This is a genomic window from uncultured Pluralibacter sp. (assembly GCF_913775985.1).
Lineage (GTDB): Bacteria > Pseudomonadota > Gammaproteobacteria > Enterobacterales > Enterobacteriaceae > Pluralibacter.
On sequence record NZ_CAJYMB010000118.1, the window covers coordinates 1 to 15,845 of the forward strand.

Annotated in this window: 12 protein-coding genes and 1 pseudogene; 2 read left to right on the top strand and 11 right to left on the bottom strand. The window is 57.2% G+C overall.

What is annotated here, in order from left to right; all coding sequences use genetic code 11:
• The 9 genes from QZ766_RS14080 to lolC all read right to left on the bottom strand — a co-directional run.
• Window positions 1-403, bottom strand: a 403-nt coding sequence (locus QZ766_RS14080; protein ID WP_297203001.1) for a contractile injection system protein, VgrG/Pvc8 family, incomplete at its 3' end; no start/stop codon positions are given.
• Window positions 404-705: 302 nt separating this feature from the next.
• Complete coding sequence (locus QZ766_RS14085; protein WP_297203002.1) at window positions 706-2,385, bottom strand: OmpA family protein; 1,680 nt, start codon at window positions 2,383-2,385, stop codon at window positions 706-708.
• Complete coding sequence (tssL, locus tag QZ766_RS14090) at window positions 2,385-3,074, bottom strand: type VI secretion system protein TssL, short form (protein WP_297203003.1); 690 nt, start codon at window positions 3,072-3,074, stop codon at window positions 2,385-2,387. The genes QZ766_RS14085 and tssL overlap by 1 nt, the downstream gene beginning before the upstream one ends.
• Window positions 3,071-4,420, bottom strand: coding sequence for a type VI secretion system baseplate subunit TssK (gene tssK / locus QZ766_RS14095; protein WP_297203004.1), 1,350 nt, complete (start codon window positions 4,418-4,420; stop codon window positions 3,071-3,073). Before tssK ends, tssL begins: the two co-directional genes overlap by 4 nt.
• Before the next feature lie 1,053 nt (window positions 4,421-5,473).
• Complete coding sequence (cobB, locus tag QZ766_RS14100) at window positions 5,474-6,295, bottom strand: Sir2 family NAD+-dependent deacetylase (protein WP_297203005.1); 822 nt, start codon at window positions 6,293-6,295, stop codon at window positions 5,474-5,476.
• Between the two features lie 14 nt (window positions 6,296-6,309).
• Window positions 6,310-7,221: an N-acetylglucosamine kinase gene (gene nagK, locus QZ766_RS14105; protein ID WP_297203006.1), complete on the bottom strand. Its 912-nt coding sequence runs from the start codon at window positions 7,219-7,221 to the stop codon at window positions 6,310-6,312.
• 134 nt (window positions 7,222-7,355) lie between these two features.
• Window positions 7,356-8,600 (bottom strand): lipoprotein-releasing ABC transporter permease subunit LolE, encoded by a 1,245-nt coding sequence (lolE, locus tag QZ766_RS14110; RefSeq protein ID WP_297203007.1) that lies wholly within the window; start codon window positions 8,598-8,600, stop codon window positions 7,356-7,358.
• Entirely contained in the window at window positions 8,600-9,301 is a 702-nt protein-coding gene (gene lolD, locus QZ766_RS14115; RefSeq protein ID WP_297203008.1) for a lipoprotein-releasing ABC transporter ATP-binding protein LolD, read from the bottom strand. Before lolD ends, lolE begins: the two co-directional genes overlap by 1 nt.
• A complete protein-coding gene (gene lolC, locus QZ766_RS14120) occupies window positions 9,294-10,493 on the bottom strand; it encodes a lipoprotein-releasing ABC transporter permease subunit LolC (RefSeq protein ID WP_297203009.1) in 1,200 nt (399 codons plus the stop codon). Before lolC ends, lolD begins: the two co-directional genes overlap by 8 nt.
• 191 nt (window positions 10,494-10,684) lie before the next feature.
• Here lolC and mfd point away from each other — a divergent pair, with 191 nt between their 5' ends.
• Window positions 10,685-14,128 carry a transcription-repair coupling factor gene (gene mfd / locus QZ766_RS14125; protein WP_297203010.1) on the top strand — a complete coding sequence of 1,148 codons (3,444 nt, stop codon included), beginning with the start codon at window positions 10,685-10,687 and terminating at the stop codon, window positions 14,126-14,128.
• Window positions 14,129-14,315: 187 nt separating this feature from the next.
• On the opposite strand, the gene bhsA is transcribed toward mfd, so the two are convergent.
• Window positions 14,316-14,573, bottom strand: coding sequence for a multiple stress resistance protein BhsA (bhsA, locus tag QZ766_RS14130; RefSeq protein ID WP_297203011.1), 258 nt, complete (start codon window positions 14,571-14,573; stop codon window positions 14,316-14,318).
• A 426-nt stretch (window positions 14,574-14,999) separates the two neighbouring features.
• Between bhsA and QZ766_RS14135 the strand changes: the two genes are divergently transcribed.
• Window positions 15,000-15,635: a TetR/AcrR family transcriptional regulator gene (locus QZ766_RS14135; RefSeq protein WP_297203012.1), complete on the top strand. Its 636-nt coding sequence runs from the start codon at window positions 15,000-15,002 to the stop codon at window positions 15,633-15,635.
• Between the two features lie 58 nt (window positions 15,636-15,693).
• On the opposite strand, the pseudogene QZ766_RS14140 reads toward QZ766_RS14135, so the two are convergent.
• A pseudogene (locus QZ766_RS14140) lies at window positions 15,694-15,845 on the bottom strand (hypothetical protein); the annotation flags it as partial.

Below are 15,845 nucleotides of genomic sequence, written 5' to 3' on the forward strand. Positions count from 1 at the left end.
CCGACTGATTGAGGTAAATCCGGCTGCCTCTGGTGCAGGCCAGAAGGGCGAGGCGCGGAACAAGAGTCAGCGCATAATGGGTCTCATCATTTGAGGTAGATGCGCGGCGAAACGACTCCACCACGCCAAATACAGTGCGGACCGGCAGCGCCGCTGCGCCATCGAACATCGGTGTCTGAAAGGTAAATGAGGCGGGTTTAAGCAGAAGGCTGTCGCAGGCAATATCCGCAGCAGCACAAGTAACGACCACCTCATATTGCCAGGGCTGGCTGAGAGACTCCACCGCGCGATAGCGCAGCACATCCAGAAATTCAGTACAGCCATGCACCTCTACGCTATACCGTGACTGGCCGAAAGCATTTTTTACCAGACCGATTCCTTTATTTAGCAGGGATCCCCCCATTGCCGTGCTCCTTTTACGATTGTCGTCAAATTTCGGGCACGCTACCGCCCATCGCTGTTTACCTGTCAGGAGGTGACCAAAGCGCATGAGGTCAGCGGGCCGGATGTAGCGTTAGTTAGTGCATTAACACGCACAGACAGGCGCAAAAGTCACCTGCGCGGCCAGCCTGTGTTTGCTGGTCCGGGCATTACGCCCATCCTTGATGTCTCGTATTTCCGGGAGACTCGCGCCAGCCTGACGCGTTACAGTCTGGAGCTGACGCACTCAGCGTCCTGGTCCGCGCTGGACCGGAGTTGCCCTCTTTACTCCTCAGTTTCCTGATCTAACACGCCATGCTTCTCCAGCGACGCTGATTCAGCGCCCGGCAGGCGACAGGCATCGGCCTGCGGTACAAGGCTGATTTCAACTCGCCGGTTACGTGCACGACCCTCCGGCGAATCATTTGATGCAATCGGTCGGCTGTCGCCGTAGCCCTGAACGGCAAAACAGCTCCCCGGTACGTCTCCGGTATCACGCATCCAGTTACGAACGGCCTCTGCCCTTTGTAACGACAAGGTCTGATTAAGCTGGGCACTGCCGGTATTATCCGTGTGCCCACTTATAAGAATCAGCCAGCCCGGCCTCGCTTTGATCCCTACCAGCGCGTTGACGAGCACCTTCGTCGATCCGTCTTTAAGTACCGCTTTGCCGGAGTCAAACAGCGACATGCTGTCCAGACGCACAATCTTCGGTACTGTCTCCTGTTTTGGAACCGAGGGCGGGATCCAGCTATCAATGGCCTGCTGCAACGCCAGCCACAAACGCGGCCCCGGGTAATAGCCCAGGCTGTAGCGAACGGGCTCTCCCTGACGCTGCCAGCGCTCGAGCAGGCGCGAATCCTGCTTCAGTACAGCCAGCACCTCTGCTTTAGGGCCATAGTGGTTCATTGGGATCGCGTGCCACCGCTGGAGATCTGCGCCTACCTGGCGGATCAGAGCCCGGTTATTGAGTGCCGATATTCCCAGCGCCGTCAGGGCACAGAGGAAGATAAACAGCACAAGACGGCGGGTGAGCTGCCCGCCCTGGAGGCGAACGGTGAAGGGTGCCAGAAGCGGTAAAACAGCATCCGGGAAATGGCTGGCGGGAGCAGGCAATACGCCCTGTCGGGAAAACTGCAAACAGGTACGGGAGCTGAGCCAGTCAGCCCAGAGTGACCGGGGTTCAGGATTGATGGTGCCAAGACGCAACACCACGGCGAATACGCTTACGGGAGGCGTTAGCCGATCGGTTTTCTCCAGTTCATCAAGGAGGATCGCGCGGACAAAGGAAAATGCCTGACCGAGTATCGGAAGCGCCATGATATTGTGGCTTTCCTGTTGCCAGTCGATGCATGCCTGCGGGGAATCGTTTTCCGGAAACACTGTGGGGCTGTCGCCGCGCACCAGCACCCACGGCGTTTCGGGTCCGAAAAACTCTGCACTCACCACGATGGGCAGCGTAAAACTCACCAGCAGATTCAGCTGTTTACTTTGCTGGCGCAGCGTTTTAAGCGTAGCGCGCAGGATGGCCTCATCCTGGTGACTGTCAGGCTGGCAGATATACATCACCGAGAGCTGCCCCACCAGTCGCGGCAACTGAGTCTGGATACTGCGGACTACGTCCGTCAGCTGACTGACTTTACCTGCATTCAGCCACCATCCCTGTGCCGTTTTGCGCAACGCCTGGCCCTGAAAAAGCCTGTCAGGAAGATCTCCGCAGACGAGAACCAGCGGCCCCTCATTATCCGCTAAGCGCAGGTCAACAGGAGTCGCGCTGGCGTCGGATTCTGCCTCCGCGCGTCGACCGCTTTTCAACACGATCCAGCCTGCAAGGAGCGCAATCAACAGCGTCGTCAGACCTTTAATCACGTTCCCTACCGGAATGAAATACCAGAGCAGCCACAGCAGCGCCGCAACACCCGCAACCAGATGAAGGACAGCCGGGAAAATTGAATATTTCCGCATTAGCCGCGCTGCTCCGGTAGTAGAGTTGAAAGCAGCGACTGAAGCCACAGGTGGCCTCCCCACCAGACCAGTCCGGTGATAATCACTGCCAGTACAATCCACAGCCAGACGGAGCGTGCCAGACTCCAGCGGGTGTTCTTCTGCTGATGAACAACCAGAGAAAGTCCTGCATCAGGAGGTGATACACGCTCAGACAATACTTTAGCAACCTCATTCCGCTGTGTCTGACTCACAGCGCTAAGGCCATATAGCCCCTGAAAACCCAGAGCAATCACGCGGTGGTAGCAGGTTAAAACAGCCATATTGGGCGCGGGCTGTCGCAGAACTTCTGCAATGCGATCCCAGAGTGCTTCACCTGCCCGAAGTGAGCCAAAGAAACGGGCCTGCAGAGGCGCCTTGCGCCAGGCCACCTGCCCTTCATCAATGGAAATATCGACGCTCTCTTCGCTTTTACTGTATTTGCGGCTCATCACCGCCTCATCCAGTAGCGCGCACTGGGCATAGGAGATATGGTCTACACTGGATTCGTCGTAACCGGCGCGTTCCAACGCTTCACGCACGCTTTCGACCTGCATAACACATTTATCGTAAAGTGCGCTGCCGTTATGGGTAACGGCACCTTTCTTCAGCATAGTGACGGTAAGCCATGTATCCGCCATCAGTTGGTCAATATCGATATCTTGTCTCATGAGCGCAACACCGCGAATAATTCAAGCTCCAGGGCACCCAGTAAGGCGGGCACATAGAACATACAAACGCCCTGCTCCAGCATTTCACGCGCGGCAGCATTCTCCATATCAAGCGCGAAATACTGGTTTTCCATACGCACCGGTAATGCCGCAGGAACCCGGTTGACCGGAATTAAAGGAATGCCTCTGAGCGCCGCACCATAGATGGTATTCACCTCATCGGGAGAACCGGCTTGACAGAGTGACGGGAATTTATCGGCGATCTGCCAGGCGGGCACATCTGAGCGTACAGAGAGATAAAGGTCGGCCTCCTCACGCAGGCGGATATCGTGCAGATTTGCCTTCCAGGACTGGCCGTCCGGTCGGGACATTTCCAGGGCAATAACGCGTGAAGGCAGACTTGCCTCTAACAGCTCTGTAACCAGGTCAAAAAGTGGCGGGAAAGTGTTAACAGGTTCAGCATGGTCATAACCCGGAATAGCATCAAGATCGTGATCCAGTGAAAAGGTCAGCATGCTGCCTGCCAGGCGTGCAAGCTCGGCCCAGACTTGTTCCGCCGGCCGCGCCGGAAAGCGCTCGTATTCCGTGAGGACGCGGGCGTGAGAGTTAAGCGCATTCAGCAGCCAGAAAAGAGAGACGTCGGCAACCGCAAAGTCCGCGAGTCTCTCATTACTTTCGCGGCGCATACTCATGAGCCGCTGGCGCCGGGATCGCAGCTGGCGATTGAGCAACACCAGGCGTTCACGAAGAACCGGGCTGGCAGCAAATGACGCGACCGGGGGAATAAATGCGGGGTCCTGCCGCCAGGCATTTTGCCCATCCCGAATAAGTTTCGCCACCGGACAAACTCTCCAGTCCTCATTGCTTTCGTGAGCAAACCGGATGGTGTAATTGCTACGCGCTACGGCGATGGATTCTTCTTCGACACCGAAAGCATCGGGTACCGATATCCACTCCTCGCGATAACGAAGCGGGCGGTCGACAGCCGTATCTTCCTGCTCAACATTCACGATACCCGGCTGCATGTGCGGGAGTGCGATAACGACGGTAACTGCATCAATACCGGCCAGTTGAGCAGGGTCTAACGCACGAGACTGGGGTGGCAAGTCGCTGATTTGAGCATCAATTAGCGAACCATCATCCAGCCAAAGACGTAACTGAGAGATCTGAAGCAGACCAGATGTAAGAAGGCTGTCATTGAAGGCAATTTTTTCTACTCCCCACGGGAAAGGCGTTACCAGTGCTGATATCCCTGCACTGCGAAAAGATTCCCACGCGGCTTGCTGCTGAAACTGCTGCGGAGACAGCAATGTCCCCTCTTTCCACAGTGGACGATAAATTTTCATTTCTGCAATTTAATCCATTAAAAAAACCATTAGCGATATTCTGCAAATTCAAGGCATTTCACTTCAGAAAACCTAATGATAGTGACTTTGTTTCTAACAAGAATGCTCAGCATTATTGTCATTAGCAATGACTTTCTTATGAGTTAAGCTAAGTTCAACCACTAATACTATTATTTATGGAAATGAGTGATGGCTATACCCATAAACATAACAATTTGTTTGTAGTTACCAAGCGCGCTCACCAAAAGGTTATTTTATTACAAACCAGCATCTATATGCGCAAAAAACGCATACAAACAAACCCCGCTACGGATGCGGGGTTTGAAGCTTTACTTTATATCTGGAATACATCATGGCAGCCTCTGTCAAACAGCTGGCGTAGCGACAAAATGTCGGTTAACGAAGTGATGATAATGCGTAGCGTCATCCAAAATCAACTTTACCGGCTGAAAATAAGGACGTGTTTATTAAATAGGAATTTTCTTTCATGACCAGAAGAGTATTCTGCAACTTTCCCAACATTAAGATATTAAGCGTACATCTTACCTCCATGCGTAGCGATGACCTTTAAAAGCAAAAGTTGCAGATTAATATTTTAACATGCCCATGAGTTGATTCAGATCAATACAGACGCACGAGCATCAATATTGCCTGCTCATCCAAAAATGACTGATTTTTTATTATATAAAACACCAATATTGAATAGCTCAATAATAATCGTCATGAATATATTTCAATAACTGCGCCTGTTCTTACTATTGAATAATACTGTCAATTGCTAATGTCGCACCCTGACGCTCTGCTCGACTTCTGGCAAATGCTGACGGCCTGTGCTTCCGGCTCCAAAAGTTGAAGACGACATCTGAAATAACAGGATTAAGGAGAGTGTCTTACGCAGAAATCCCGCAACAGTATCGCGGAGGACGAGATGTTGCAGTAGGGCAAGTCCTCATAGGCCCAATGAGGACATGAATAACATCGCAAAGTGTGAATCCAGTGAGCAAATCGGGCACTAAAAAACAGCGCAGCCTGATTGTTTATCGCCTGAAACCTTCAAAACTCCCCCAGCACCTTCTGCACAAACTCCACCACCACTTCACTCGCCAGCCCATAGTGCTTTTCCTCGAACTCGCTGCCAACCTGGCTTGGTTCAAGGTTTAACTCTACGGTATGCGCACCCTGAAGCTTCGCTTCGTGGACGAAACCCGCTGCCGGGTAAACGTGACCGGAGGTGCCTATGGCGATAAAAAGATCTGCCGCCGCCAGCGCGCTGTAGATCTCATCCATGCCGAGCGGCATTTCGCCGAACCACACCACGTGCGGGCGCAGGGGCTGCGGGAACTGGCAGCAGTGGCACTTGTCGCCGGGGCCGACATCGCCGGTCCAGTCGAGTACCTGCCCACTCCAGGCGCAGCGCACTTTCAGCAGCTCGCCGTGCATGTGGATAATACGCTGGCTGCCCGCGCGCTCGTGCAGGTTGTCAATATTCTGGGTTACCAGCAGGAAGCGGTCGCCCAGCGCCTCTTCAAGCTTCGCCAGCGCCAGATGCGCGGCATTCGGCGCGATATCTGCCTGCTGAAGCTGTCGGCGGCGAGCGTTGTAGAAGTTCTGCACCAGCACCGGATCCCGGGCGAAGCCTTCCGGTGTGGCGACGTCCTCAACCCGGTGCTCCTCCCACAGCCCGTCCGAGGCGCGAAAGGTTCTGATACCGGATTCCGCGGAGATCCCCGCCCCGGTCAATACCACTACTCTTGGTTTTTCCATCTCTTTGACTACCGCTATATCTCTGAAAAAAATGCGCTGGCGCAGGCGGTCGCGCAGCCGACGTTTATTGCGACGAAAACGAGTGAGTCGATGTAGGCGGCGCGACTGCATAATAGCTCCTGTGCTTAGTCCGTCAGATGCAGGAATGCGGCGCCCCGCATTCCTCCGGCATCGCCGTGGCGTGCCTGTTCAATGCGCGGTACGCGCGCGACCGGCAGAAGGTGACGCGGCAGGCGCGTCGCCAGGCCATCAGTAATGACACTAAAGTTAGACAATCCGCCGCCAATCACCAGTAAATCGGGATCGACAATGGTCAGAATGTTACCGAGGCACACCGCCAGCAGATCCAGATAGCGCTCGACGTGCTCACGCGCCCGGGCATCGCCCTGCTCCCAGCGGGCGACGATTTCCGGCCCGCTCAGCGCCTGCTGATAGTAGTGCTCGTATAGCCAGGCGAAACCGCGGCCGGAGAGATAGTTTTCAATGCAGCCCCGCTGGCCGCAGCCGCAGCGAGTCAGCGGAAAATCGCGCCCCACCACCTCGAGCGCGTCCACCGGCAGGCGAATATGGCCAAATTCGCCGGTGATATAGCTGTGACCGGTTATCGATTTGCCGTTGAGCACCAGCCCGCCGCCGACGCCGGTGCCGAGGATCAGCCCCATCACCAGCGGATAGTCGGTAAATTCGTCGTCCCAGGCTTCTGAAAGCGCAAAGCAGTTGGCGTCGTTATCCAGGCGCACATCGCGGTTAAGGCGGGAGGAGAGATCCGCCCGCAGCGCTTTACCGCTGGCGGCGGGCACGTTGGCGGCATACAGCGTGCCGTCGGCGGTTTCCGGCATGCCCGGAATGCCGACGCCCACGCTGCCGCGGGTATTAAAGCGGGCATCGGCGCTGTCTACCAGGCCGCACACCGCGTCGAGAAAGGCTTCGTAACTGTCATGCGGCGTGGGGATCCGCGTCTCCCAAAGCAGCTTCCGCCCGGCGTCGAACGCGCCGAGAGCGATTTTGCTGCCGCCAATATCAAATCCGTAATACATCGCTATTCCTCTTTATCTTGCCAGCGGCAAGGACGTAAAGAGCGGCGTGCCGGCCTGTGTCGCAGGGCAGAAACGCCGGGCGAGATCTCCCCTACCTGACCTGCCCCGCGCGACGCGACGGGCACGACGCTAAACTACTGACCACTTAACACCCTGGCAGGATCGATGCGACTGGCGCGGCGGGCAGGATACCAGCTCGCCAGCAGGCTCAGCACCAGGGCGGTGATCAGCACATAAAAGACATCCAGCCAGTGCAGTTCTGACGGCAGGAAGTCAATAAAATAGATATCGCCGGAAAGGAACTGATGCCCGATCAGAGTTTCAATTCCTTTGATAATGCCGGTGAGATTTAACGCGCAGATGACGCCGATAACCGCCCCACTCACGCTGCCCATCACCCCAGCCAGTAAACCATACCACACGAAGATCGCGCGTATTAGCCCGTCTTTCGCGCCAAGCGTGCGCAGCACAGCAATATCGCCGCTCTTGTCTTTTACCGCCATCACCAGCGTGGAGACAATGTTAAAGCAGGCCACGCCAATCACCAGAATCATCGCCAGATACATGATGGCGCGGATCATCTGAATATCGCGGTACATATAGCCGTAAGTGTTAATCCAGCTCTTAATGTAGATGTAGCTGTTGGTCACTTCCCCGGCGTCGCGCACCAGCTTGCTGGCGTTAAACACATCGTTAACCTTCAGCGCAATCCCGGTGACGCTGCTGCCCATGTCGAGATACTGGCGGGCGTCATCAATGGGGAGCATTGCGAAGCTGTGGTCGAGCTGGCCGCTCAGCTGCAGAATGCCGGTTACGTGCAGGCGCACGCGCTTGGGCTGCATCAGCTGGTGCTCTTTATCCGAGTTGGGGATCATGACCGATACCCAGTCGCCCTGCTTGACCTTGAGCGCATCGGCCACGCCTTTACCCAAAATGATCTGCTGCTCGCCTGCTTTAAAGCCGGCCCAGGCGTTGTTCTGCACGTATTTCGGCAGCGCGCTGAGGCGGCTTTCCTGCAGCGGATCGACGCCCTTGATCTGGATAGCGCGCAGGTTAGTGCCGCTCTCGATCAGGCCGGTAAAATTGATGTAGGGCGCGGCGGCGACAATGCCTTTCACCTTCTCGACGTTGGCGAGCGCCTCCTGCCAGTTGGTCCACGGCTGGTTGACCGGCTCCAGCTCGCCGTGCGGTACCACCGCCAGAATACGGTTGTTCAGCTCGCGCTCGAAGCCGTTCATGGCGCTCAGGCCGACAATCAGCACCGCCACCCCCAGCGCAATGCCGACGGTAGAAATGATGGAAATCAGCGACACCATGCCGCTGCGCCGGCGTCCGCGGCGAAAACGCAGGCCAATGAGCAGGGATAACGGAGACGGCATTACTCGGCCCCCGTCAGGGTGACGTCGACGTTCAGGTGACCATCGCGCATCTCCAGCTGGCGTCCCATCCGCTTCGCCAGTTGCAGATCGTGGGTGACCACCAGAAATGCGGTGCCCTGCTTCTGATTCAAATCGCCGAGCAGCTTAAAGATGCTGTCCGCGTTGCGGGCGTCGAGGTTGCCGGTAGGTTCATCCGCCATCACCAGCCGCGGCTCGTTGACCAGTGCTCTGGCAATAGCCACGCGCTGGCGCTCGCCGCCGGAAAGTTCCGACGGGCGGTGATCCCGCCGGTGATCCAGCCCCACCGCGTCCAGCATAGCGCGGGCCCTTTCGGTGATTTCCGCCGGCTTCTTTTTACCGATCAGCAGCGGCATCGCTACGTTCTCCTGGGCGGTAAAGTCCGGCAGCAGGTGGTGAAACTGATAGATAAAGCCCAGCTCGCGGTTACGCAGCTCGGCTTTTGCCGCCAGCGACATGCCGGACAGCGGCTTGCCGCTGAAAATCACATCGCCGGACGTGGGCGTATCCAGACCGCCCAGCAGGTGCAGCAGGGTACTCTTCCCGGAGCCGGAGCTACCGACAATCGCCATCATCTCGCCTTCGCCGATGCTGAAGCTTACATCGTGCAGCACTTCGGTCTGCACGGTGCCTTCCTGGTAGCGTTTGCACAGGTTGTCGCACTGCAACAGGATCTTATTCATAACGTAAAGCCTCAGCGGGATGAGTGGCGGCGGCGCGCCAGGAAGGATAAAGCGTTGACAGCAGCGCCAGCAGCATCGCCACCAGCGCAATAATGACGACCTGCAGCGGCTCAATCGCCACCGGCAGCGAGCCGCCGTCGAGGAAGGCGCCGATAACCGGCATCAGGTTGTTAAGCTGGCTGGCGAGCAGTACCCCCAGCCCGGTGCCGAGCAGCGCGCCGATCACGCCGGCGCTGGCGCCCTGCACCATAAATACCGCCATAATCTGGCGCGGCGTCAGGCCCTGGGTTTGCAAAATAGCCACCTCGCCCTGCTTCTCCATCACCATCAGCCCCAGGGAGGTGATGATATTGAACGCGGCAACGGCGACGATCAGGCTGAGCAGCAGGCCCATCATGTTCTTCTCCATGCGTACCGCCTGGAACAGCTCGCCCTTGCGCTCGCGCCAGTCCTGCCATTTAGTGTGCGGTGGCAGCGTCTGTTGGCTGAGCGTATCCACCTCAAGCGGCTTGTCCAGCCACAGGCGCCAGCCGGTTATATTGCCCTGCGGATAGCGCATCAGGCGCGACGCGTCCTGAATGTTGACCAGCATCTGATAGCCATCCACTTCGCTATTGGCGGAGAAGGTGCCGATCACGTTAAACAGGCGCTGGCTGGGCAGGCGGCCCATCGGCGTAAACTGGCTGGCGGAAGGAACCATAATGCGGATTTGATCCCCGCGGTTAACCCCAAGCTGGCCTGCCAGCTCTTCGCCGAGGATCACGTTGTACTGCCCGGCGACCAGGGCGGTCTGCTTAATGTTAGTCAGATAAGGCGTCAGCGGATCGTTCTGCGCGGGATCGATACCCAGCATGACCCCTACCGCCACGCTGCGCGGGCTCTGGATCACCACATCGCCGGTGGTCAGGGGCGCAACGCGCGTCACGCCCTTAATTTTGGCGGCGCTTTCAGGCAGCTGCTGCGGATTGGTGGAGGTGCCGTCGGCGCTGAGAATGGCCTGCGGCATCAAGCCCAGAATGTTGTTTTGCAGCTCGCGTTCAAAGCCGTTCATGACCGACAACACCGTGACCAGCGCCATCACGCCGAGCGTGATGCCAATCGTAGATAACCAGGAGACAAAGCGACCAAAGCGATCCGTTGCCCGCCCGCGCATGTAGCGCAGGCCAATAAAGAGAGAGACAGGTTGGTACATGTAATCCGTCGGGTTGCTGAGAGCAGATGACCGAGTATATAAGCGAATGACCGGAGCGTAAATGCGAGATGTCAACGGCTTACCGCCCGCCGGATTTGCTAAACCCGGGGGATCGCGGATAATAATCTGTATTGAACACAGGACATTTGCCCCCATAACCGAGGCAAACATTACGGATCACGATACTCGCTATGCTCGAACAACAACGCTATACCCTGCCCGTCAAAGCTGGCGAGCAGCGCCTGCTGGGTGAACTCACCGGCGCCGCCTGCGCTACCGAAGTCGCTGAAATCGCCGAGCGCCACGCTGGCCCGGTGGTGCTCATCGCCCCGGACATGCAAAATGCCCTGCGCCTTCACGATGAAATCAAACAGTTTACCGACCAGATGGTGATGAATCTCGCCGACTGGGAAACGCTGCCCTACGACAGTTTTTCACCGCACCAGGAAATTATCTCTTCGCGGCTCTCAACGCTGTACCAGCTTCCGGCCATGCAGCGCGGGGTGCTGATTGTTCCGGTCAGCACGCTGATGCAGCGGGTCTGCCCGCACAGCTACCTGCACGGCCACGCGCTGGTGATGAAAAAAGGCCAGCGCCTCTCCCGCGATGCCCTGCGCGCCCAGCTCGACAGCGCCGGCTATCGCCACGTGGATCAGGTGATGGAGCACGGCGAGTACGCCACCCGCGGCGCGCTGCTGGATCTGTTTCCAATGGGCAGCGAGCAGCCCTACCGGCTGGACTTTTTCGACGACGAAATTGATAGCCTGCGGCTGTTCGACGCCGATACCCAGCGCACGCTGGAGGAAGTGGAGGCCATCAACCTGCTGCCCGCCCACGAATTTCCTACCGACAAAACCGCCATTGAACTGTTCCGCAGCCAGTGGCGGGATAAGTTCGACGTCAAACGCGACGCGGAGCACATCTATCAGCAGGTGAGTAAAGGCACCCTGCCCGCCGGGATCGAATACTGGCAGCCGCTGTTTTTCAGCGAGCCGCTGCCGCCGCTGTTTAGCTATTTCCCGAAAAATACGCTGCTCATCAGCACCGGCGATCCGGACGCCAGCGCCGAACGCTTCCAGCTGGATACCCGGGCGCGCTATGAAAATCGCGGCGTCGATCCGATGCGCCCGCTGCTGCCGCCGGAAGCGCTCTGGCTGCGCACCGACGAGCTGTTTGCCGAACTGAAGAAATGGCCGCGGGTCCAGCTAAAAACCGACGAACTTGCGGATAAAGCCGCCAACGTCAATCTGTCCTACCGCACTCTGCCGGACCTGGCGGTGCAGGCGCAGCAGAAAGCGCCGCTGGATAACCTGCGCCGCTTCCTCGAAAGCTTCGACGGCCCTGTCATCTTCTCTGTAGAAAGCGAAGGTCGCCGCGAAGCGCTGGGCGAGCTGCTCGGCCGCATCAAGCTATCACCAAAGCGCATTTTGCGCCTCGACGAAGCCAGCGGCAGCGGCCGCTATCTGATGATTGGCTCGGCGGAGCACGGCTACATTGACGGCATCCGCAATCGCGCGCTGATTTGCGAAAGCGATCTGTTGGGCGAGCGGGTTGCCCGCCGCCGTCAGGATACCCGGCGCACCATTAATCCCGACACGCTGATCCGCAATCTGGCCGAGCTGCACGAAGGCCAGCCGGTGGTGCACCTGGAGCACGGCGTAGGGCGCTACGCGGGCATGACCACGCTGGAGGCCGGCGGCATCAAAGGGGAATACCTGATGCTGATGTATGCCAATGACGCGAAGCTGTACGTTCCGGTCTCCTCCCTGCACCTGATCCGCCGCTACGCGGGCGGTGCAGAAGAGAGCGCGCCGCTGCACAAGCTCGGCGCTGATGCCTGGGCACGCGCCCGGCAGAAAGCCGCGGAGAAAGTGCGCGACGTGGCGGCAGAGCTGCTGGATATCTACGCCCAGCGGGCGGCGAAGGCCGGTTTTGCATTTAAATACGATCGCGAACAGTATCAGCTGTTCTGCGACAGCTTCCCGTTTGAAACCACGCCAGATCAGGGCCAGGCGATTAACGCCGTCCTGAGCGACATGTGCCAGCCGCTGGCGATGGACCGGCTGGTGTGCGGCGACGTGGGCTTCGGCAAAACCGAAGTCGCCATGCGCGCAGCCTTCCTGGCCGTTGAGAACCACAAACAGGTCGCCGTGCTGGTGCCGACAACCCTGCTGGCACAGCAGCACTTCGATAACTTCCGCGACCGCTTCGCCAACTGGCCGGTGCGCATTGAGATGCTGTCCCGCTTTCGCAGCGCTAAAGAGCAGACGCAGATCCTGGAGCAGGCAGCAGAAGGCAAAATCGACATTCTTATCGGCACCCACAAACTGCTGCAGAGCGACGTGAAGCTTCGGGATCTCGGACTGCTGATTGTCGATGAAGAGCACCGCTTCGGGGTACGCCATAAAGAACGCATCAAAGCGATGCGCGCCGACGTGGATATTCTGACCCTCACCGCAACGCCGATCCCGCGCACGCTGAATATGGCGATGAGCGGCATGCGCGATCTGTCGATTATTGCAACTCCGCCCGCACGCCGTCTGGCAGTGAAAACCTTCGTGCGCGAGTACGACAGCCTGGTGGTGCGCGAGGCGATCCTGCGCGAGGTCCTGCGCGGCGGGCAGGTCTACTATCTCTTTAACGATGTGGAAAATATCCAGAAGGCCGCCGATCGGCTCTCCGCGCTGGTACCAGAAGCGCGCGTCGCCATTGGCCACGGCCAGATGCGCGAGCGCGAGCTGGAGCGGGTGATGAACGACTTCCACCACCAGCGCTTCAACGTGCTGGTGTGCACCACGATTATTGAAACCGGTATCGATATTCCCACGGCGAATACCATTATCATCGAGCGCGCGGACCACTTCGGCCTGGCCCAGCTGCACCAGCTGCGCGGGCGCGTCGGGCGCTCGCACCATCAGGCTTATGCCTGGCTGCTGACGCCGCATCCGAAAGCGATGACCACCGATGCGCAGAAGCGGCTGGAAGCCATTGCCTCGCTGGAAGATTTAGGGGCCGGCTTTGCGCTCGCCACCCACGATCTGGAGATCCGCGGCGCGGGCGAACTTCTGGGGGAAGATCAGAGCGGCTCAATGGAAAGCATCGGCTTCTCGCTGTATATGGAGCTGCTGGAGAACGCCGTCGATGCCCTGAAGGAGGGACGCGAGCCGTCGCTGGAGGATCTCACCAGCCAGCAAACCGAAGTGGAGCTGCGGGTGCCTTCGTTGCTGCCGGACGATTTTATTCCGGACGTCAACACCCGCCTGTCGTTCTACAAGCGCATCGCCAGCGCCAAAGACGAGCAGGAGCTGGACGAGCTAAAGGTTGAATTAATTGACCGCTTCGGCCTGCTTCCCGACGCGGCGCGCAACCTGCTGGATATCGCCCGCCTGCGCCAGCAGGCGCAGAAGCTCGGCATCCGCAAGCTGGAAGGCAATGAGAAAGGCGGCGTTATCGAGTTTAAAGAGAAAAACAACGTCAATCCGGGATGGCTTATCGGCCTGCTGCAAAAGCAGCCGCAGCACTACCGGCTGGACGGCCCAACCCGCCTGAAATTCTTCCAGGATCTCGGCGAGCGCAAGGCGCGCATGGAGTGGGTGCGCGGCTTTATGCAGCAGCTTGAAGAAAATGCCGCCTGACGGGCGGCGCTCAGGTGGCCGGGCAAACATTGCCCGGCGCAGCGCTTGTGTTGCGGGTAACTGACGTCCGGCCCGGTACTCCAGCTTCAGGCGCGGTAAGCGCCAAAAAGAAAAAGACCGCAGTGGCAATTGCGGTCTTTTGGTACATGGCAGTGGCGTGCCTGAGGGTTAATAAATAAAGCGAACCTTATTTATAGATTACCGCTGTCCCGTGCAGAGTGTTCGGCCCGGTAACGGAAGTAATGCGGAATGACGTTGCACCCATCATATCGGCTTTCTGGGCCAGCTGATCTTCCAGGGAAGCCAGGTTCGGGCCCGCATTCGCGGAGATGGTGCCAATTTTCTGCTGGTCAGCAGGCGTTGACTGCACTTCAGTCGCGGCGAAACCAGCAAAAGAGAGGGAACTTAACAGGGTTGCGATGGCCAGAGCATTCATAGTTTTCATATTATGTACCTTATGCAGATGATTTATGTCAGGTCGTTTTATTAACTTAACGATCGATAAACAAATATTAGTGTGATCCCCATCACTCGTCAATTTAATTTAATAACGATTGTTATTTTAATTGCCGCGATTTGTTCATATTTTTTTCATCCCTCTGATTTATCGAAGATTATAAGACGCCATCTCGCTATAAAGTTCGCACTTATTGCCACATAACCATTAAACCAGAATGGTTTTTTTGTCTAAACCCGGCATCCAGCCCCCCCACCAAGTCAGGCATTCAAAACACGCATTCTTATGGACAGGTTTACGGCTGCGGCACGCTGTAAGGACGCGGGTTGAATGATTTAGTTGACAGGAGGGTAGAGGTTGCGGTTGTTTATTTTTATAATGATCGTTCAAATTATTCACTGAGGTAAGCGGCTAATGACAACGGATACGACAAGTTGCATAAAAAAATGCCGTGGTCGACCCAAGGTGTTCGACAGGGAAGTGGCGCTTGATAAGGCCATGACGCTCTTCTGGCAGCACGGCTACGAAGCCACCTCTCTCTCCGACCTGGTTGAGGCTACCGGCGCAAAGGCGCCGACCCTGTATGCCGAGTTCGTTAATAAAGAGGGGCTGTTTCGCGCCGTACTCGATCGCTATATCGAACGTTTCTCAACCCAGCATGAGGCACAGCTTTTTTGTAAAGAGAAAAGCGTAGAACAGGCCCTGCGGGATTACTTCACCGCTATTGCTACCTGCTTTACCAGCAAAGAGACGCCCGGCGGCTGCTTTATCATTAACACTTCTACCGCCCTCGCCGCCTCGTCAGCAGAAATAGCGCAGACCATTAAAGCCCGCCACACGCTGCGGGAGCAGACGCTGCAAAAATTTCTCTCCGAGCGGCAGGCCGCCGGTGAAATACCGGCCGATAAGCCAGTCTGCCAGCTGGCGGAGTTTCTGAGCTGCATTCTGCAGGGCATGTCGGTGAGCGCCCGGGATGGCGCAAGTCTCGAAAAGCTGCTGCAAATTACCGACACCACGCTAAAGCTGTGGCCGCAGATTATTAAGTCCTGATCGCAGAAATAAAAAAGGCTTCCCCCCTGCGGGAAGCCTTTTTACTGCGCAAAATCCATTACGCTTTGTTCAAAACCAGCTGGCCGTTGTTATCGAGCGGGATCTGCGTACCCGGATCCCTTTCCATGCGCACTTTCCCCTTGCGGTCACCAATCTGGTACGTCACGTCGTAACCCAACATCTTCTCAGACTTGTCATAGACGGTTTTGC